The 18,002-nt window shown below is 64.3% G+C and carries 20 protein-coding genes; 11 read left to right on the top strand and 9 right to left on the bottom strand.

Going from position 1 to position 18,002, the window contains the following annotated elements:
* Positions 1–43: 43 nt before the first annotated feature.
* From AC04PT_RS11420 to AC04PT_RS11410, 3 genes are all read left to right on the top strand, one after another.
* Complete coding sequence (locus tag AC04PT_RS11420; protein WP_482873813.1) at positions 44–649, top strand: nicotinate-nucleotide adenylyltransferase; 606 nt, start codon at positions 44–46, stop codon at positions 647–649.
* A gap of 96 nt (positions 650–745) precedes the next feature.
* Entirely contained in the window at positions 746–2,290 is a 1,545-nt protein-coding gene (gene dacB / locus AC04PT_RS11415; RefSeq protein WP_482873812.1) for a D-alanyl-D-alanine carboxypeptidase/D-alanyl-D-alanine endopeptidase, read from the top strand.
* Between the two features lie 172 nt (positions 2,291–2,462).
* Positions 2,463–2,981: a GNAT family N-acetyltransferase gene (locus AC04PT_RS11410; RefSeq protein ID WP_482873811.1), complete on the top strand. Its 519-nt coding sequence runs from the start codon at positions 2,463–2,465 to the stop codon at positions 2,979–2,981.
* A 309-nt stretch (positions 2,982–3,290) separates the two neighbouring features.
* On the opposite strand, the gene AC04PT_RS11405 is transcribed toward AC04PT_RS11410, so the two are convergent.
* Positions 3,291–3,809: a L,D-transpeptidase gene (locus tag AC04PT_RS11405; protein ID WP_482873810.1), complete on the bottom strand. Its 519-nt coding sequence runs from the start codon at positions 3,807–3,809 to the stop codon at positions 3,291–3,293.
* A gap of 22 nt (positions 3,810–3,831) precedes the next feature.
* Positions 3,832–4,257 (bottom strand): tellurite resistance TerB family protein, encoded by a 426-nt coding sequence (locus AC04PT_RS11400; protein WP_482873809.1) that lies wholly within the window; start codon positions 4,255–4,257, stop codon positions 3,832–3,834.
* Between the two features lie 107 nt (positions 4,258–4,364).
* Here AC04PT_RS11400 and AC04PT_RS11395 point away from each other — a divergent pair, with 107 nt between their 5' ends.
* The 3 genes from AC04PT_RS11395 (at position 4,365) to AC04PT_RS11385 (ending at position 8,945) form a co-directional block, all read left to right on the top strand.
* Complete coding sequence (locus tag AC04PT_RS11395) at positions 4,365–6,008, top strand: lysine--tRNA ligase (protein WP_482873808.1); 1,644 nt, start codon at positions 4,365–4,367, stop codon at positions 6,006–6,008.
* 72 nt (positions 6,009–6,080) lie between these two features.
* Positions 6,081–6,509 (top strand): DUF4864 domain-containing protein, encoded by a 429-nt coding sequence (locus AC04PT_RS11390; RefSeq protein ID WP_482873807.1) that lies wholly within the window; start codon positions 6,081–6,083, stop codon positions 6,507–6,509.
* 150 nt (positions 6,510–6,659) lie between these two features.
* Entirely contained in the window at positions 6,660–8,945 is a 2,286-nt protein-coding gene (locus AC04PT_RS11385) for a glycosyl hydrolase family 28-related protein (protein ID WP_482873806.1), read from the top strand.
* Between the two features lie 26 nt (positions 8,946–8,971).
* Here AC04PT_RS11385 and AC04PT_RS11380 read toward each other — a convergent pair whose 3' ends face one another.
* Positions 8,972–10,441 carry a hypothetical protein gene (locus AC04PT_RS11380; protein WP_482873805.1) on the bottom strand — a complete coding sequence of 490 codons (1,470 nt, stop codon included), beginning with the start codon at positions 10,439–10,441 and terminating at the stop codon, positions 8,972–8,974.
* A gap of 76 nt (positions 10,442–10,517) precedes the next feature.
* Positions 10,518–11,186, bottom strand: coding sequence for a hypothetical protein (locus tag AC04PT_RS11375; protein ID WP_482873804.1), 669 nt, complete (start codon positions 11,184–11,186; stop codon positions 10,518–10,520).
* A gap of 145 nt (positions 11,187–11,331) precedes the next feature.
* On the opposite strand from AC04PT_RS11375, the gene AC04PT_RS11370 reads away from it, so the two are divergent.
* The 3 genes from AC04PT_RS11370 to AC04PT_RS11360 all read left to right on the top strand — a co-directional run bounded on the left by AC04PT_RS11370 (position 11,332) and on the right by AC04PT_RS11360 (position 13,156).
* Positions 11,332–12,174: a DUF6206 family protein gene (locus AC04PT_RS11370; protein WP_482873803.1), complete on the top strand. Its 843-nt coding sequence runs from the start codon at positions 11,332–11,334 to the stop codon at positions 12,172–12,174.
* A gap of 95 nt (positions 12,175–12,269) precedes the next feature.
* Complete coding sequence (locus tag AC04PT_RS11365) at positions 12,270–12,590, top strand: antibiotic biosynthesis monooxygenase family protein (RefSeq protein WP_482873802.1); 321 nt, start codon at positions 12,270–12,272, stop codon at positions 12,588–12,590.
* Positions 12,587–13,156: a hemerythrin domain-containing protein gene (locus tag AC04PT_RS11360; protein ID WP_482873801.1), complete on the top strand. Its 570-nt coding sequence runs from the start codon at positions 12,587–12,589 to the stop codon at positions 13,154–13,156. Before AC04PT_RS11365 ends, AC04PT_RS11360 begins: the two co-directional genes overlap by 4 nt.
* 37 nt (positions 13,157–13,193) lie before the next feature.
* Here the strand turns inward: AC04PT_RS11360 and AC04PT_RS11355 are convergent, their stop codons facing one another.
* From AC04PT_RS11355 to AC04PT_RS11335, 5 genes are all read right to left on the bottom strand, one after another.
* Positions 13,194–14,027 (bottom strand): 2OG-Fe(II) oxygenase, encoded by an 834-nt coding sequence (locus AC04PT_RS11355; protein WP_482873800.1) that lies wholly within the window; start codon positions 14,025–14,027, stop codon positions 13,194–13,196.
* A 66-nt stretch (positions 14,028–14,093) separates the two neighbouring features.
* Complete coding sequence (locus AC04PT_RS11350) at positions 14,094–14,474, bottom strand: VOC family protein (protein WP_482873799.1); 381 nt, start codon at positions 14,472–14,474, stop codon at positions 14,094–14,096.
* 101 nt (positions 14,475–14,575) lie between these two features.
* Entirely contained in the window at positions 14,576–14,761 is a 186-nt protein-coding gene (locus tag AC04PT_RS11345; RefSeq protein WP_482873798.1) for a PLDc N-terminal domain-containing protein, read from the bottom strand.
* Between the two features lie 194 nt (positions 14,762–14,955).
* Positions 14,956–15,243 carry a hypothetical protein gene (locus AC04PT_RS11340; RefSeq protein WP_482873797.1) on the bottom strand — a complete coding sequence of 96 codons (288 nt, stop codon included), beginning with the start codon at positions 15,241–15,243 and terminating at the stop codon, positions 14,956–14,958.
* Positions 15,244–15,403: 160 nt separating this feature from the next.
* Positions 15,404–16,363 carry an NADPH:quinone oxidoreductase family protein gene (locus AC04PT_RS11335; RefSeq protein WP_482873796.1) on the bottom strand — a complete coding sequence of 320 codons (960 nt, stop codon included), beginning with the start codon at positions 16,361–16,363 and terminating at the stop codon, positions 15,404–15,406.
* A gap of 321 nt (positions 16,364–16,684) precedes the next feature.
* Here AC04PT_RS11335 and AC04PT_RS11330 point away from each other — a divergent pair, with 321 nt between their 5' ends.
* Both AC04PT_RS11330 and hisN read left to right on the top strand, forming a co-directional pair.
* Positions 16,685–17,059, top strand: coding sequence for a helix-turn-helix domain-containing protein (locus tag AC04PT_RS11330; protein WP_482873795.1), 375 nt, complete (start codon positions 16,685–16,687; stop codon positions 17,057–17,059).
* A 49-nt stretch (positions 17,060–17,108) separates the two neighbouring features.
* Positions 17,109–17,903: a histidinol-phosphatase gene (gene hisN, locus AC04PT_RS11325; protein ID WP_482873794.1), complete on the top strand. Its 795-nt coding sequence runs from the start codon at positions 17,109–17,111 to the stop codon at positions 17,901–17,903.
* The last annotated feature ends 99 nt before the right edge of the window (positions 17,904–18,002 follow it).

The following is an 18,002-nucleotide window of genomic DNA, read 5'->3' as shown; positions in this document are numbered from 1 at the left end:
GTAAATGCCTGACATGAGGGCGTTTTGATCGAGGAGGCCCGCGGTGCCGCATCTTCCCGCCAACCGTCCCGGACAGACCGTGGGTCTGCTGGGCGGGTCGTTCGATCCGCCGCATGAGGGCCATGTGCATATCACCCGCGAGGCGCTGAAACGGTTCGGGCTGGACCGGGTGTGGTGGCTGGTGTCGCCCGGCAACCCGCTGAAGCCGCATGGTCCGGCCCCGATCGAAGACCGTATCGCGGCGGCGCGCAAGCTGATGCAACATCCCAAGGTTGAGATTAGCGATTTCGAGGCACAGGCAGGAACAAGGTATACCGCCGAGACGTTGAGAGCCCTCAGACAACATTATCGAGGTCTCGAATTCGTATGGCTGATGGGCGCGGACAACCTGGTGCAGCTGCCGCAGTGGCAGGATTGGCGACAGATCATGGAAAGCGTTCCCGTCGGCATACTGGCCCGGCCGGGCGACCGCATCCGGGCGCGCAATTCGAAGCCGGCGCGGGTTTACGCGGGCGCGCGCATCCGGGGCCGCGAGTCGCAGAGGCTGGCGCGGGCCGAGGCGCCGGCGTGGTGCTTCGTGAACGTGCCGATGCGGGCCGAAAGCTCGAGCGCGATCCGGGCCGGGGGCGGCTGGGGCGCGTCGGACTGAGCCGGCGCATCGCCACGGCCCACTTATCGTTAAAATCGTCGTTAATTCGCAGCCGGTCCGCTTGTTTGGACTCGGCGACTGAGGTTTAATCGCAACATGACCAAAAAATTATCTCGCAGGGTATTTTTGGGGTCTGCGCTGGGTTTCATGGCGGCGCAGGCGCTGGGCGACGCGCCCGCACGGTCCGTCCGGCCGGTGGCGCGCCCTGGCAGCACGACGCCGATCATCGACAGCATCGACGACATCCTTGCCGGATCGCGGCTGTCGGGCGAAGTGAGCTTTGCGGTGATGGACGTGCGCAGCGGCAAGCTGCACGAGGCCGAGAAGGGGCTGACCGGATTGCCGCCGGCCAGCGTGATGAAGGCAATCACCACGCTTTACGCGCTGGAGGCGCTGGGCGCGGACCACCGGTTTCCGACGACGGTGCAGGCCACCGGGCCTGTCGTCGAGGGTGTCGTGAAGGGCGATCTGGTGCTGGCCGGAGGTGGTGATCCGACGCTGGACACGGACCGGCTGGCCGAGCTTGCCAAGCAGTTGAAGGCGGCGGGTATCCGCGAGGTCGAGGGCGATTTTCTGGTCTGGGGCGGGTTTTTGCCGTTCTCGCCCGGGATCGACAGCGAGCAGCCGGATCACGTTGGGTACAACCCGGCCGTGTCGGGGCTGAACCTGAACTACAACCGTGTGCACTTTCAATGGAAGAAGCAGGGTGGCAGCTATACGGTCACCATGGATGCGCGCAGCGGAAGCCATACGCCGGACGTGCGCTTTGCCCGCATGGCGGTCGAGAACCGGTCTCTGCCGGTCTACACCTATGACGATCAACCCGGGCGCGACAACTGGACCGTGGCCCGCGCGGCGCTGGGCAACGGCGGGGCGCGGTGGCTGCCGGTGCGCAAGCCCGAGCTTTATGCCGGCGAGGTGTTCCAGACCTTTGCCCGGACCAACGGAATTGCCCTGAAGACGCCGAGGGTCACCAAGGCGCTGCCCGAGGGCGAGGTCGTGGCGCAGATCGTCAGCGCGCCGCTGACCACCATCCTTGGCGACATGATGACCTATTCCACCAACCTGACGGCGGAAGTCGTCGGGCAGGCGGCGACGCAGGCGCGCAAGGGCGAGGTCGCCGGTCTGAGGGACTCTGCCGCCGCGATGACGGAATGGGCCCGCGAGACCTATGGTCTGAGCGCCGATGTCGAGCTTGTCGATCATTCGGGGCTGGGCGACGATTCGCGGATGACGGCGCAGGACATGGTGACGATGCTGCGCGAGGCGCGCGTCGACGGGCCTTTGCGGTCGCTGATGAAGCCGGTCGCGATGCGCGACGACAGCCGGCGCGTGATCGAGAACCACCCGGTCGAGGTGGACGCCAAGACCGGAACGCTGAACTTCGTGTCGGCGCTGGCGGGGTATGTCACGGCGGTTGACGGGACCGAGTTGGCCTTTGCGATCTTCACCGCCGATGCGCCGCGCCGGGATGCGCTGACCAAGGCCGAACGCGAGCGGCCCGAAGGCGGGCGGGCGTGGAATGCGCGCTCGAAAAAGCTGCAACAGAAGCTGTTGCAGCGCTGGGGGTATGCCTTTGTCGAGGAGGCCAGCGAGAGCGCCGGGCCGGAGCCGGTCGGCGCCCTGGCCGACCAGGGTTGACCCTGCACCTGCACCTTAGTTTCTGGGGGCGTCCGCAAATCGTGTTGGTCGGCAATGCGGACAAAGTTACCTTCCAAGCTTTTTCAACCAATGTCCGCTTACTCAGCCCAGTTGAATTGACTTAATTCTACGGAAACGCAACGGTCTGTGGTGAGTTTTGAGGGTTTTTGACATGGCGGAAATATCTGTGCGGCTATCACGCGATGCGAAGGACTTGGAAGCGGCACGTGCACTCTGTCGAGATTGGTTGGACTGGCATTGGAAAAACTACCCACCGGATTGGCCAAGAGGTGACGATCATCCGATGAACCCGGTTGCATTCGAAGCGACCCTTGAAAATCTACCCGACATTCACAAGCGACCCCTTGGCGGAATTCTGATTGCCTCGGTGGATGGGAAGCCCTCTGGATGTGTTATGTACAGCGAAGCAGAACCGGGAGTTGCTGAATTCAAAAGAATGTTTGTGAGTGTCTCTGGTCGAGGCCATGGCCTTGGTCGCAAATTGCTGGACGCCATGTTTGAGCAGATGATCGCCGACGGATACCAGCGTGTATTCTATTCATCAGCCACATTCTTAACGCATGCGCGCACAATGTATGAGAATGCTGGTTTTGTCCCGATAGCACACCCTAATGGGTTCCCAGATGAGTGGCGGGACAAAGTCTATTTCATGGATCGTTCGCTCCGGTAGTCGCAAAAATTCGATCGCATTGAACCAACTCACTGATGCGCGTAGCGGACGTCGGACCGCATCGAAGTTGCGCTATGAGGTTCGTATTACGTCGGCTGGTAGCGCCCCTCCCAGCCGCAGCTCCAGCCAACGAATGTGGCCGTTTAGGTTCTTCGTGGCCGGCCCGCAGAAGGGCTTGATGAACTTGTTGTATCGGGCGTGGAGCGAGTTCACGTTCTGGATGTGATAGCAATGAGTGCCTTCCGTGGTATTTACGGTTGGCTTGTTTCCTCGAAACCGAAGCGAGCCAACACGATTAGCGGACACATCCTAATTTTTAATCACCACGCGCGTGTTCTTCAGACCGACGCGGCGCACCTTGTCGAACAGCACGGCGGCGTTGCTCGGGTGCAGGCGGATGCAGCCCGCCGAGGCCGGTCGGCCGAGGTACTTGGTCTGATTGGTGCCGTGGATCGCGTAGTTGCCCTTGAAAAAAATCGAATAGGGCATCGGCGCATTGTTGTAGAGGCTGGATTTATGGTGGCGTGACAGCCACTTGGCCGAATAGGTGCCGCGCGGGGTCCATTTGCCCTTGCGCGCGGTGGAGACCGGCCATCGGTGGGTGACGCGGCCGTTTTCATAGACCGTCATGGTCTGGCTCGAGACGTCGATCTGGGCGACGAGCGGCGCGGCGATGGCTTCGGCGGCGGCGGTGAACAGGAAAAACGCGGCGGCGCAGGCAATGAGAATGCGGGTCATGAAATCCTCCGTATCAATGCGGCAAGCAGAAAAATTGCAGGCCAGCAGGGTAGCACGGGATTTCAGGCCGGGTAGGGTGATTTCCCCCACTTGACGGAGGTTTTACGGGCGCTCAGGCCTTGAGATGACGCGCGCGCGCGCCGCGTTCGATGGCGGCGGCGTGAAGACGGTCGATGTCTAGCTCGTAGCGGATCTCCTCGAGCAGGCGCAGTTCCGGGGCGCGCAGGGTGCCGTCGGCGGCGGCCACGTCGCAGGCCAGCGCATAGGCGGTTTCGAACAGCCGCTCGGGAAGGTTGTCGCGGATCAGGCCGAACAGGGCGTCGAGCCCGTCTTCCTGCTCGAACAGGTCGAAGACCATGCGTCCGATGAAGTTCATGCGGTCGGTATCGTATTCCGCGAACACCGGCAGGTTGTTGACCGCGGCCTCGATCTTGACCAGCTCGGCGGTGCGGATGTTTTCATCCGAGGCCGAGACGGCGATCATCAGGCCGACGAGGCAGTCCTGCGGGCTGAGCGAATGGGGGATATCGTTGGTCATGGAGATCTCCTGTTGCAGTGCAGAATATTGACCCCGCGCCCCGCCCGCAATAGGGAGAGCCGACCTGCGCGCATCGGGCGCATGGGGGAAATCGGAGAGCCTTTGCCATGTCTGATCTGCGGGACGCCGCCCTGAATTCGAAAGCCTGGCCTTTTGAAGAGGCGCGCCGCGTGCTCAAACGCTATGAAAAGGCGCCGCCGGAGAAGGGCCATGTGCTGTTCGAGACAGGCTATGGGCCGTCCGGGTTGCCGCATATCGGGACCTTCGGCGAGGTGCTGCGCACGACGATGATCCGCCACGCCTTCGAGGCGATTTCGGACATTCCTACGCGGCTGATCTGTTTCTCGGACGATCTGGACGGGATGCGCAAGGTGCCCGGAAACGTGCCCAACCAAGAAGCGCTGGCCGAGCATCTGCAGAAGCCGCTGACCAGCGTGCCCGATCCCTTCGGCACGCACGACAGTTTCGGCGATCACAACAACGCCATGCTGCGGCGGTTCCTTGATACCTTCGGCTTCGAATACGAATTCTATTCGGCGACCGAATTCTACAGGTCGGGCAAGTTCGACGAGGTGCTGCTGCGCGCCTGCGAACGCTATGACGACGTGATGAAGGTGATGCTGAAATCGCTGCGCGAGGAGCGGCGGCAGACCTATTCGATCTTCCTGCCGATCCATCCGGAAACCGGACGGGTGCTGTATGTGCCGATGAAGAACGTCGACGCCGAGAAGGGCGAGATCACCTTTGACGACGAGGACGGGCGCGAGTGGACCCTGCCGGTGACCGGCGGCAACGTGAAGCTGCAATGGAAGCCCGATTTCGGCGCGCGCTGGGCGGCGCTGGGTGTCGACTTCGAAATGTACGGCAAGGATCATTCGACCAATACGCCGATCTATGACGGGATCTGCCGCATCCTCGGGCAGCGGCCGCCGGAGCATTTCACCTATGAGCTGTTCCTCGATGACAAGGGGCAGAAGATTTCCAAGTCGTCGGGCAACGGCATCAGCATCGACGCATGGCTGACCTATGCTTCGACGGAGAGCCTGAGCTACTTCATGTATCTCAAGCCGAAGACCGCGAAGCGGCTGTATTTCGACGTCATCCCCAAGGCGGTGGACGAGTATCACCAGCAGTTGCGCGCCTATGAAGGGCAGGACCTGACCCAGCGGCTGAACAACCCGGTGCATCACATCCACAACGGAGATGTGCCGGTGTCGGACATGGTGGTGACCTTCTCGATGCTGCTCAACCTTGCCAGCGTGTCGGGGGCCGAGGACAAGGAGACGCTTTGGGGCTTCATCCGCAAGTACGCGCCGGACGCCACCGCCGAGACCCATCCGGGGATGGATCAGGCGGCCGGCCACGCGGTGCGCTATTATCAGGATTTCGTGAAGCCGGCCAAGGTGTTCCGCGCCGCAACCGAGCAGGAGCGGGCGGCGCTGGTCGATCTGGCCAAGGCGCTGCGCGACGAGGGCCATGCGCTGGACCTGATCGCCCAGAAGAACGCCATCGTCGGCAACACCGACCCGGTGCCGCAGGCGGATTACGGCGACGAGGAGTTCCTGCAGTCAGTGGTTTTCGCGGTCGGCAAGGTGCACGGGTTCGAGCCGCTGCGCGACTGGTTCAAGGCAATCTACGAGGTCCTGCTGGGCGCCAGCCAGGGCCCGCGGTTCGGCGGCTTCATCGCGCTTTACGGGGCTGGCGAGACGGCGGAACTGATCGAGCAGGGGCTCGCGGGCGAGCTGGGCTGACGCATCGGTGAATTGACCGGCGGGCGGTAGGGGATACCATCGGCGGGGTAAATCCCTGCCGGAGGACCTGCCATGTCACGCCTGTACGCGCTTGTTTTCGCCCTCGGACTGCTGGCGGTTCCAGCCGTGGCGCAGGAGGTCGGGCCGGATATCATGCCAGAGGAGCCGGCGATCGAGGCGGTGATCGGCAGCCAGATCGAGGCCTTCAAGGTGGATGATTTCGCCACCGCCTTCACCTTTGCCAGCCCGACGATCCAGCGGCTGTTCGGTTCGGCCGAGAACTTCGGCGTCATGGTGCAGCGCGGCTATCCGATGGTCTGGCGGCCGGGCGAGGTGCGGTATCTGGAGCTGGAGGACGTGGGCGGCACGTTGCGCCAGCGGGTCGAGATCATCGACCGGGAGGGTGAGCGGCACCATCTGGGCTATCGCATGATCCGTGGCGAAAACGGCTGGAAGATCAGCGGTGTGGAGATCCTGAAGCTGCCGGACGTCGCGGTCTGAGGTATCCGGTAGGATGGGTGCTCGGCACCCATCCCACGTAGCGTACGGTCGTCTCAGCCGACGTTAAGCCCCTTTTAGTACCCCTTTCATATCGGCGGGTGAGACGCCTGCGGGGCTCGTGAATCGAGCGCGACGTGGAAAGGGTACTTCATGAACAAAGCGATAACCGAGGGCGTGGTCTTCAATCCGACACCGTTCGCCGACGGCCTGGGCGTCTGGTCGAGCCAGAACGGCCGTCCGGGAGACGACACCTATGCCAATGCGGCCAACGCGGCCTTCGTGCCGGCGGACCAGGACTTTGGCGGGTGTCTGGAGTTGCAGAAGACGCAATCGGTGCAGAAGCTGCGCTATACCGGCGAGACCCCGCTGCTGCCGGGCTGCTACGTCCGGGTCACCGCGCGGGTCAAGGCGGTGGCGGGCAACCTGCCGAATGTGCGCATCGCGGGCTATCCGGCTGCCGCCAACGGCACGCAGGTCGGTGGGCTTAACACCGCCGGACCGCAGGTCACGCTGACCACCTATGGCGAGGTGGTCGAGGTCAGCGCGATCATCGGGCCGGGCAACCGCGGCGGTGTCGACATGGTCTGGGGTACGGCACCGGTGTTTGCACACCTTGGGCTGGACCTGACCGGGTCGAACGGCGGGATCGTGCGGATCGACGACCTTGTCTTCGAGGACATCACCAGCGTTTTCCTGAGCGACATGCTGGCCTCGGTCGACGTGCGCGATTTCGGTGCGGTGGGCGACGGGACGACCGATGACAGTGCCGCCTTCGAGGCCGCCGACAGTGCCGCCGACGGGCGCGAGATCGTGGTGTCGGCGGGGACCTATCGGCTGGCCGGCAGCGTGACGATCAATTCGCGCATCCGCTTCGAGGGCACGGTCACCATGCCCGACGGCGCGATCCTGTCGTTGACGCGGAACTTCGATCTGGGCAGCTATATCGACGCCTTCGGCAACGAGGAGACGGCGTTCCGCAAGGCGTTCCAGTCGCTGCTGAACAATTCCGACCACGAGAGCCTCGACCTTGGCGGACGGCGGATTTCGGTCACCGGACCGATCGACATGCAGGCGGCGGTCAGCAACAAGACGGCCTATGCCCAGCGCCGGCACATCGCCAACGGGCAGCTTTACGCCGAAGGCACAAGCGTCTGGGACCCCGATGTGGTGACGTCGCAGGCCAGCTATGCGGCATCGGACGATTTCAAGCTGACCAATGTCACCAATATCGCCAATATCCCGGTCGGCGCGCATGTCACCGGCACCGGCGTGGGGCGCGAGATCTATGTTCGGGCGCGCAACGTGGCGGCGGGCGAGCTGACGCTGAGCCAACCGCTGGGCGACGCCACCGGCACCCAGACCTTCACCTTCACGCGCTACAAGTACATGCTGGATTTCTCGGGCTTCGAGCAGCTGACCAGCCTGTCGCTGTCGGACATCGAATTCCAGTGCAACAACAGGGCCAGCGCCGTCATGCTGGCCAAGACCGGCAACGTGTTCCAGGTGCGCGACTGCTATTTCACGCGGCCCAAGCACCGCGCCATCACCTCGATCGGCTATGGCTGCCAGGGCATGCTGGTGGATCGTTGCCAGTTCATCTCGTCCGAGGGCGGGGTGGCGGCGCAGAACCGCATTTCGGTGGCGATCAGCGCCAATGCCAACGACGTCAAGATCCGCAACAACCGCGCCAGCCAGTTCCGCCATTTCTGCATCCTGAGCGGGTCGAACTCGGTCGTGTCGGGCAACCACTTCTTCCAGGGTGACGGGCAGCCCAACGGGGTGCGGCTGGCGGGCCTCGTGCTGACGCTGAAGTCGTGCAACGCGACCATCGTTGGCAATTATGTCGACAATTGCTTCATCGAGTGGAGCAACGAGCGCGACGTCAATCCCGACTTCACCGGCGGCTTCGGGTTCTCGGGCCTGTCGATCACCAACAACGTGTTCCTCTGCGGCGACCTGATCCCGTCGTTCGCATGGGTCGTGGTGACGCCGCATGGCAATAATCACGTGCTGAACGGGCTGAACGTCACCGGCAACCTGTTCCGCTGCGTCGATGGCAACATCAATCGGTGCGAGAAGATCGACACCAGCCACGGCAGCATGAACTTCGGCGGCATGAAGAAGGTCTATTTCTCGAACAATACCTTCAACAACGTCGAGTACCGGACCGAAAACCCGGCGGTCGTCGAGCACACCCAGAACACCGCCGCCGCGACCTGGCAGGTGCCCGGGTGGGGCGTGCTGGCCTTCGGCGGCGAGGTGCGCAGGGTCGATGGGCTGGTGGCCACGTCCAAGATCGCGCGGTCCAACAACACCGCGCATTGGGGCAGTCCCTACGTCAAGGGCGGGCAGGGGCCCAACAACAACCGCGTGGACGTGCACTGGGAGGAGGCGGTCAGCGGCAAGGTCAACGTGACCATGCGCATGGACATCTGAAGCGGCACCGGACCGGCGGAGGCGGATCAGGGCGCGGCAAGGAACCGTGACGACATCCAGCCCTGCCGGTCCGACGCCGTGGTGACCATCCACCAGACATCGTTCGAGGCACGGCAGGCCTTGGCGGTTTGCAGTTCAACGTCGGTCGGCGCTTCGGTGCTGGCCGCGAGACAGGCCTCGGCACAGGCGCCGGAGCGGATGACCACCGCCGTGTCGTCGGCGGCCAGCGGGGTCACGATACTGTCCTTGACCACCTCTTCCAGCACCGCGGCGTCGAAGTCGGGTTCGGCGCGCAGGGTGGCGAAGTTTTCGACGTTGGTGATCCGGTAGCTGCCGGCGTCGGGCGCGCAATACGAGGTGACGGCGGCCGCGGGTTCGGGGGCGCTGGGCGCTTCGGGCGCGGCCAGATCGCTGAGCCGCGCGTCGCCGGGGAAGATTGCGACGGGCTCGAAAAAGGCGAAGGGCGCGGTGGCCTGTTCGATCAGTGCCTCGACCTCCCGGGCGGTTGGCGGTGCCCCGGTCGGGGCGTCGGACTGGCCGTTCCAGGCGGCCTGTTGCAGCACCCGCGCCGAGACGCCGGCGGCACCGTTGGCGGGCTGGGCCCAGCGGACCTCGCAGACCTGCCAGTAGAGATCGCCCTCGGAACGATAGCCGGTGAGCCATGCGCCGCGGCGGGCACCGGTTTCGGTCGGGCTGAGGGCGATGCCCACCGCAGAGGAGAAGGCCCGCGTGCTGCCGGGGCGTTCGAAACGCTCGGGGCGCAATTCCGGATCAACGCGTTCGCAGATTTCGCGCAGTTGCGCGTCGGCCAGTTCCTCGGGCAGCGCGCCCAGCCCCTCGACCCGGAGATTGGCGTCGAGACTGCGCGCGACGGTGTCGACGTAGAGGTACTGGCCGGTGGGGACCGCGAAGATCTGCAGCGCGAAGGTGCGGCTGAGTTGCAGCGAATCGAGGCTGACGACGATGTTGGCGGCGGCCAGCATGGTGTCGTCATGGGCGCGCACCACCTGGGTGCGGGTGAACTGATCGTCTGGCACATCCATCTGCGGCGGCTGGAAGCCGAGCGTGGCCTCGGCATGCATCGAGCGGTCGATGCGGCGGCCGAGGGTGTCGTCCTCGACCGTGGCGCGAGTGCCGCCCATGAAGGCGAAGGCGCAGGCGCCGAGGCACTGGGCCTCGTGCGGGACATGGGTGCTGATGCCCTGCCGGACGAGGTATTCGGCGATGGCCACCGCTTCGCCGAAATCGCCGCCGGAACTGTCGAGGCAGAGCCGGGGGGCGGAAGTCACGTAGGGTGCGCCGTCTTCGCCGGGCAGGACCGCTTGCAGACGGTCGCGGTCGCCGGTTTCGATCGTGCCGCTGGCCACCGCCGTGCACCGTTCGGCATGAACCGTGGGGGTGGCGATTTCGAGCGCCGCGACCTTGGTCACGGACAGCGCCAGTGCGAGGGTCAGGACAGCGGCGGACAGATGGATCCGGTGACGAAGTAAAGACATGGGCGCGCTCGGAAATGGGACAGGTCTGACCACTCTAACCCTTTGGGCTGTTTGTGCAACTTCCCCAATTGACGCATCAGAACGTCTGCCAGAGCCCGAACTTGAGCCCGGGCGGGCCGCCGTCGATGATATCGTACATGAGGCCGGTCTCGACATGGGTGCTGTCGCCCAGCGGCACCACGAGGCCGGGGGCGAAGGTGGAATAGAGATTGCCGCCGGTTTCGGTGGTGAAAACCTGCGCCATGGTCTTGAGGCCGGAGGGGTGGGTCAGCCCGAGGGTCAGATCGAGTTTCGAGGTCTGCGGGCGGCCGGGATCGAAGCCGCCCCCGGCCGGGTATTTGAAACGGGTTTCGACCTGAAACCAGCCATTGCGGCCCCACACCTGAAAGCCGCGGCCATAGTTGAGACCGAGGGCGGAATAGGCGGCGTCGCCCAGCGATCCGACGCTGAATTCCAGCGACAGCATCTGACCGCCCCGGTCGAACACGGGAACACGGGCGAAGGCGCGCAGGTCGGGCTCGGCAAAGGCGCCCTGGCCGAGGTTGAGACCGATCGTCAGCGAACGGGCAAGCCCGTATTCGAGGTAGAGGCTGGAGTAGTGGTCGAGCGCGCCCGCGTCACGCGCGAGATGAAGATCGCTTGCCTCGACCGAGGTCGACACGAAGCCGTCACCGCCGTCGCGCAGCCAGGCCCCGGCCAGGGCGGAAGTGGCTGGCAGGGCCAGCAGAAACAGAAGGAGGATCATGCGCATTCTGCACAAGCCTTTGCTGTCAGTGACCCCGTCCTTTCGCAAGGGTGGGGTGGTATTGGTAAACAGGGGGTTAACGCAGGCCCAAGCTGGTCAAGGCGGGCAGCAGGTAGTATAGGCCGGGCCAAAGGCAGGATGCGACATGACCGATCTCAATCAACTGGCCCGCCTGATCCGCGAAGACGGCGAGAGCCGGGGTCAGACGATTTCGAAACTGGGGTATTTCTGCGCGCCGTTCCGGCCCGCCGAGGGGCCGTTTTCCGACAAGGTGATCAAGGTGTACCGGGCGTTGCCGGATGCGTCGGTGATGCAGCGGCTGGCCGATTGTCATGCGGATTACGTGGCCGCGCTGGTCAAGACCGGCGTGCCGGTGCCCGAAACCGAGTTTCACCTGCTGCCCGAGGGCGAGGCGCAGCGCCCGGTGATCGTGCAGCAGGCGCTGCCCGCCGAGACGATGATGCGGCCGCAGATGCAGTCGGCGCCGGTGGCGGAGGCCGTGGCGCTAATGGAGGCCGCGGGGCAGGTGATCGCGCGGTTCTGGAACAATGCGGACCAGTTCAACACGCGGATCGGCTTTCACCCGTCGATCCGGAATTTCGCGGTGCAGGGTGGCGAGGCGGTGTTCTTCGACACCTTCCCGCCGCTGATCCACTATTCGCGCGACGACATGGGGCGGATGCTTCTTCTGTTCTCGGACTCGGCGCTGATGCGGGCGGTGGGGCCACTGTTCAAGGGCCGCGTGACCGGGATTCAGGACGAGTGGTATTCGGCGCCCGAGACGCTGGTGGGGCTGGTCGGGTCGGCCTGCCGGCTGCGGCCCGACGACGCGCAGGCTTTCCTGTCGTGGGGCCGCGACTTCGTCAGCCGCGAGATGCCGCGCTGGGCGGATGCTGCGCTGCCCGAATTGCAGCACCCGCCGAGACTGCCGGGTTATTGGACCGGGATGCGGAAGATCCTCGGGTTGCAGGGTGAGCCGAACGTCTGAAGCGGGCGGGTAAAGACGCGGCGGCGCCGCCCGAATTTCCGTCTTTGTCTTGTGCCGGTCGCGTGGCAGGGTAGGGGCAAAGGAGGACCCGTCCCATGCCCCAGATTTCCCGCGACACCCAGATGCAGACCGTCATCACCACCTTCGAGATGACCCCCGGAACCTGTCAGGATCTGCTGGAGGAACTGAAGGAAGCCTATGACGCCTTCATCTCGAAGCAGAAGGGATTCATTGCGGCCGGCCTGCATGTGAACGACGCGCAGACCCGGATCGCCAATTATTCGCAATGGCAGAATCGCGAGGATTTTCTAGCCATGCTGCGCTCGGACGAGATGCGGCGGCGCAACCGGAAGATCCACGAGTTGTGCCGGAGCTTCGAGCCGGTGATGTACGATGTCGCGGCGACGTTTGATTGAGCGGGGCGACGCCGGTCTTGGGCCCCGGTGAGGCGCTGACGGCGCGGACCGGGCTGCCGTCCGCCCTGCGCGAGCTGGTTGACGCCTGTCCGCGCGGGAGTTGGGAGGCGCATGGCAATTTCGGCGGGCTGGTGGCCTTCTGGATGGAGCGTCACCTTGGCTTCCGCCGCCTGCTTGCGGCGCTGCGCACCGATGCCGAGGCGGTGATCGGCGGCACGCTGGACCCGCAGCGCCATGCGGCGTTGTTGCAGCGTCATGGCAGCATGTTGGTCAGCCAGTTGCACGGCCACCACCAGATCGAGGATATGCATTACTTTCCGCAGCTGAGTCTTTTGGAGCCGCGGCTCGCGCACGGGTTCGAGCTGCTGGATGCGGATCACCATGCGCTGGACGGGCTGTTGGCCGGGTTTACCGACAGCGCGAACGCGGTGTTGCAGGGCGGCGCACCTTCGGCGTTTCATGACAGGCTGACGGAGTTCGAGCGGATTCTGGACCGGCACCTGCTGGACGAGGAAGACCTGATCGTGCCGGTGATCCTGAAGCACGGCGAGGCGGCGCTGGCGTGACGCGCGGGCCAATTGGGTGCGCGGCACCCCGCGCCGGTCAGAAACCCAGACGCCGGAGCGGGCCGATCACCCGCCGGAACACCACCGGGGGCAGCATGTCCTGCAAAAGCTCAAGCCGCCGCACCTCGCGGTCCGGCTGGTCGTGGGTGCCGGGGCGCGGCCTGAACAGCGTGGTATGCGACCGCTTGGTGTGATCCCAGGTCGCGGTGTAGTAATAAAGCGCCATCGACATGCGCGGCTTGCCCGCCGGGTGGTTCACCGTTTCGGGGTTGCCATGAAAGGTGTCGGAGCCGGTGTTGAAACAGCACATGCGGTTGAATTCCGGCACGAAGCTGGCGACCTTCTCGCTCATGTCCTCGTTCCAGATTTCGAAGGAACCGCCGTAGTCGGCCTGCCAGCCCTTGTTGAGATAGATCAGCACGTTCAACCGACGTTCGAGGTTGAGCTTGGCGTTGTGGTTGAAGTCGGCGTGGATGTCGAGGTGGCCGCCGTTGGCCACCACATGCACCCCGCCGCCCGCGAAGTAGGGATCGGGGATCAGACCGTTGATGCCGGTCATCTCTTCCAGAAATCGCACGAAGGGACGCGAATTGAGGGTGTAGAACAACTGGCGCGTATAGGGCGGCAGGCGCTCGGGCAGATAGGAGGTTTTCAGCTTCTCCTGCGCGCGGTCGAAGCTGTCCTCGGCCTCGGGCAGCGACTTCAGGTCTTCGAGCACCCTGTCGAGCACGGCGTCGGGCAGGAAATCCTCGAAGGAGCCGTAGGGATAGGGTTTGCGGGAGCGGTAAGCCTCGGCCGCGGCCTTGCCGGCGGCCTGCGTGGCCTTGGAGTCCATGGCGAGCGTGTCGGGATCAATCGGAATGACGGGCATCTGGTAAATCCTCGTGCGAATACCGGGGTCGGATAGCGTGGAAATCGGGCGAAAGTATGGATGGTGTCAGGGGGTGGAAAGTGCGGTGTCAAAGTCGACATGGATGTGGTTGCCGTCCGGGTCGCGCAGGTTGATCTGCGTTACCGCGATGCCGGGGACCGGATCGACGCTGTGGGGGATGGCGTTACGGTCGAGCAGGGCGCGAAAGGCGGTCATGTCCTTGCCGCGAAAGGCAAAATGCTCAAGCGCGACGTCCCCACCCGCCTGCGGTTGGGTGTCGCTGCCGACCAGATGCACGACGGCGCGGTCTTCGAGGTAGAGCCAGGCGCCGGGGAAGCGGAAGGGGGGACGCGGGCCGGCGGTGAGGCCGAGAATGTCGGCATACCATGCGATCATGGCGTCGAGGTTGGCGGTGCGGATATTGACGTGATCAAATGCGACGAGCATAGGCTGCGGCTCCGAAAAAGGATGTCGCCGCAGCCTATGCCGTGAATTGGAAAATGCCCAGATCTGCGGTTGCCATTAAAGGCCCCCGCAGATGGCCGGTGTCACGCGTGGGCGGCGTGGCCTTTGGGTCCGAAGATCAGCCAGGCGATGAAGCCCAGGATCGGCAGGAACAGGATGACGAGGGTCCAGATCACCTTGGCGAGGGTCGATGCGCCCGAGGTGATGATCTTGTAGATAGCGTAGATGTCCGCGATCAGGACGATCAGTCCGAAAATTCCATATTCCATGAGTATTCTCCAGCAGTTGCGTTAGTGGTGTTGTTCTGGCCGGTCAACGCAGGCATCGGCTGGAAAGTTCCGGACACACGATTGTGGGGTGCGAAGGACCCTGCGGCCTTTGGGGACGCAGGGTCGAACGTCGGCGGCCGCGACCCCGTGCTGTGACGGGGCGCGGCGCTGTAAGGTCGGGTGTGGCGCGGGCCTCAGTTGTTGCTGTCGGTCGCGTCCGGCAGGACCGCCGCAATGCGGTGCAGGGCGTCGATCTTGGTCAGCCCGTCTTCGCCTGCGGTCTCGTAGACCAGGTGCACGCTTTCGCCGGCGACAAGGTCTTCCGGCACGATCAGTTCGGGCGGCAGTTCCCAGACGGTGCGGTCGCTCAGGACGAGGATGCTGGCCTGACGGTCATAGGCCAGCACGAGGCCCTGGGTTTCGTCTGCGATGACGGGAAGCGCGGTCAGCGATGCCAGAGCCGCGGTGAAAAGAATGCGCATGGGCAGTGTCTCAAGTGAGGAAAGCGCTCTCGGGGCGTCATCGCCCCTGCAGCCGCCGGATGGAGCCTCGCATCCAGATGGAGGGAAGATGGGATGCGCCGGGGCCGGCGCAAGGGGGCGGCGAAAAGAATTTCGGTGATAAATTTCGCGCCCCGCCGGGTCACATCGTGACGACCACCTTGCCGGTCGATTTGCGGTCGCGCAGCAGGGCCAGCGCCGCCGCGGCTTCGTCCAGCGGCAGGGTGTGGCTGATGTGCGGGATGATACGGCCTTCGGTGTGCCACTGGATCAGGGTTCTCAGCGAATCGACCAGCACCTGCGGCCGGAACGACATGTACCCGCCCCAGTACAGCCCGATGACAGTGAGGTTCTTGACCAGCATGTGGTTGGCCTTGATGCGGGACACCTCGCCGCTGGCAAAGCCGATCGGCAGGATTCGGGCCTCGGGGTTGCAGGCGCGGAAGGCGGCCTCGAAATGATCGCCGCCCACCGGGTCATAGACCACGTCGGCGCCGCCCAGGGCCAGCACCTCGGCCCGGATGTCGGCGGTTTCGGCATCGATCAGGTGGTCCGCCCCGGCCTGTTGCGCCACCTTCAGCTTGTCGGCGCCACGGGCGCAGGCGATGACGCGGGCCCCCATGATCTTGCCGATCTCGACCGCGGTGAGACCGACGCCGCTGGCCGCGCCGAGGACCAGAAGCGTCTCGCCCGGCTGCATGCGCGCCCGGTGATCGAGCGCCAGATGCGACGTGCCGTAGGCGATCTGCAGGGCGGCGGCATCCCGGAAATTCATCGTGTCCGGGATGGCAACAGCGCGGGCCACGTCAAAGCACCCGAATTCGGCCAGCCCGCCCTGTCCGCCGAACACCGCGACCCGGTCCCCGACCGCAAATTGATCCACCCCGGGCCCGGTCGCATCGACCGTGCCGGCGACCTCCATCCCAAGCGTGAACGGAGGTTCGGGCGTGTCCTGATAGGTGCCCTTCTGCATCAGGATATCGGCGAAGTTCAGCCCGCAAGCCGCTATTTTCACGCGAATTTCTCCGGCGCCGGGGTTTGGCGTGTCGATCTCGGCCAGGGCTGCTTCGGCCCCGGAGGCCGCGATGTGAAAAGCGCGCATGTCTTGTCAATTCCCGTGCTAGGTGGTTCAGTGGCTTTACAGTCTCGTGCAAGTATCGCAATGTAAAGATGCGGCTGATAGTGCATGGTCACGCCATGCGGTGTTCACTTACCGTTCTGCGTGTGTTTTTGGTTAACCGTAAAATCTATACGCGTTCTTTTTCCTTGCTTTCTGTAGTCTCGGCCGTATCTTCTTTCATGCTGCAGGGGTGCAATGTCATAGAGCGAAACCGCGGGGCACAAAATGTCCCGTGTCAACAAGAGTACGCGCAGGTCAGGTGTTTCACTATCGCGGGCGGGCGCAAAGTAAAGGAAGAACAGTATGCCACACCCTGTGGATGTACATGTGGGCAAACGGATCCGACATCGCCGCTGGCTTGTCGGGATGACCCAGCAACAGCTTGCCGAACATGTCGGTATCAAATTTCAGCAGATCCAGAAATACGAAACCGGCGCCAACCGCGTCAGCGCATCGCGGCTTTGGGATATCGCGGATGCCCTGGACGTTCCGGTCAGCTTCTTCTTCGAGGGGATCGAAGAGCGGGATGCACCCGAGCAGCAGGCCGAAAGCAGCGTGCCCGCCGACCTTCTGGGCGACAAGGAAGCGCTGGACCTGGTCCGGTCCTACTACGCCATTCCGGAAAACCAGCGTCGGCGCCTGTTTGAGCTTGCCCGTGTGTTGAGCGACGTCGCATAACCCACCCGAACGCGCGGCCAGAACGGTCGCGCCAACCGGCGGGGGAGACATGCAGAACGAAGAGTTGCGCCACCTCTGGCAGGTGGTTGATGAAATGGCCGATGCCGCGCGCTCGGCCATTCTTCCGTTTTTCAGGGGCAGCGCGCTGGACACCACGTCCAAGCTGGCGGACGGTTTCGACCCTGTCACCGTCGCCGACCGCGCCGCCGAAAAGGCGATGCGGGCGGTGCTGGCCCGCCTGCGCCCCGATGACGCCATCCTGGGCGAGGAATTCGGCGCCAGTGCAGGCACAAGCGGGCTGACCTGGGTGCTGGACCCCATCGACGGCACGCGCGGCTTCATCAGCGGAACACCGACCTGGGGTGTGTTGATCGCCCTGTCGGATGCCGCCGGCCCGATCCTCGGGGTGATCGACCAGCCCTATATCGGTGAGCGGTTCTATGGCGGTGGCGGAGAGGCCTGGATGACCGGGCCGCACGGCCGCCGCCCGCTGAGCTGCGGCGACAACTCCGATCTGGCGCAGGCGATCCTGTTCACCACCTTCCCCGAAGTCGGCACTCCGGCCGAGCGCGCCGGTTTCGAACGCGTCGTGCCGCGCGTCAGGCTGACCCGCTATGGCATGGACTGCTACGCCTATGCGCTGGTCGCGCTTGGGCAGGTGGATCTGGTGATCGAGGCCGGGCTGAACGCCTATGACATTCAGGCCCCGATCGCGGTGATCGAGGCCGCGGGCGGCATCGTCACCGATTGGCAGGGCGGCAAGGTGCATGACGGCGGCCGGGTGCTGGCGGCGGCGAACCCGGGGATCCACGCCGCGGCGTTGGCGCTGTTGCAGGAGGCTTGATCGCCGGGTCGGGCTTTTGTACATTCCGCGGCGGCAGCGTGTGCAATTTGCCCTTTTCCGACGCGCTGGCTTCACCTCAGAAATGGGCCGCATCTGAGG

The sequence above is a fragment of the Litorisediminivivens sp. KMU-197 genome, assembly GCF_056858395.1.
The sequence above is the reverse complement of the archived record's forward strand: the minus strand, read 5'-3'. Positions and strand labels throughout refer to the sequence as shown.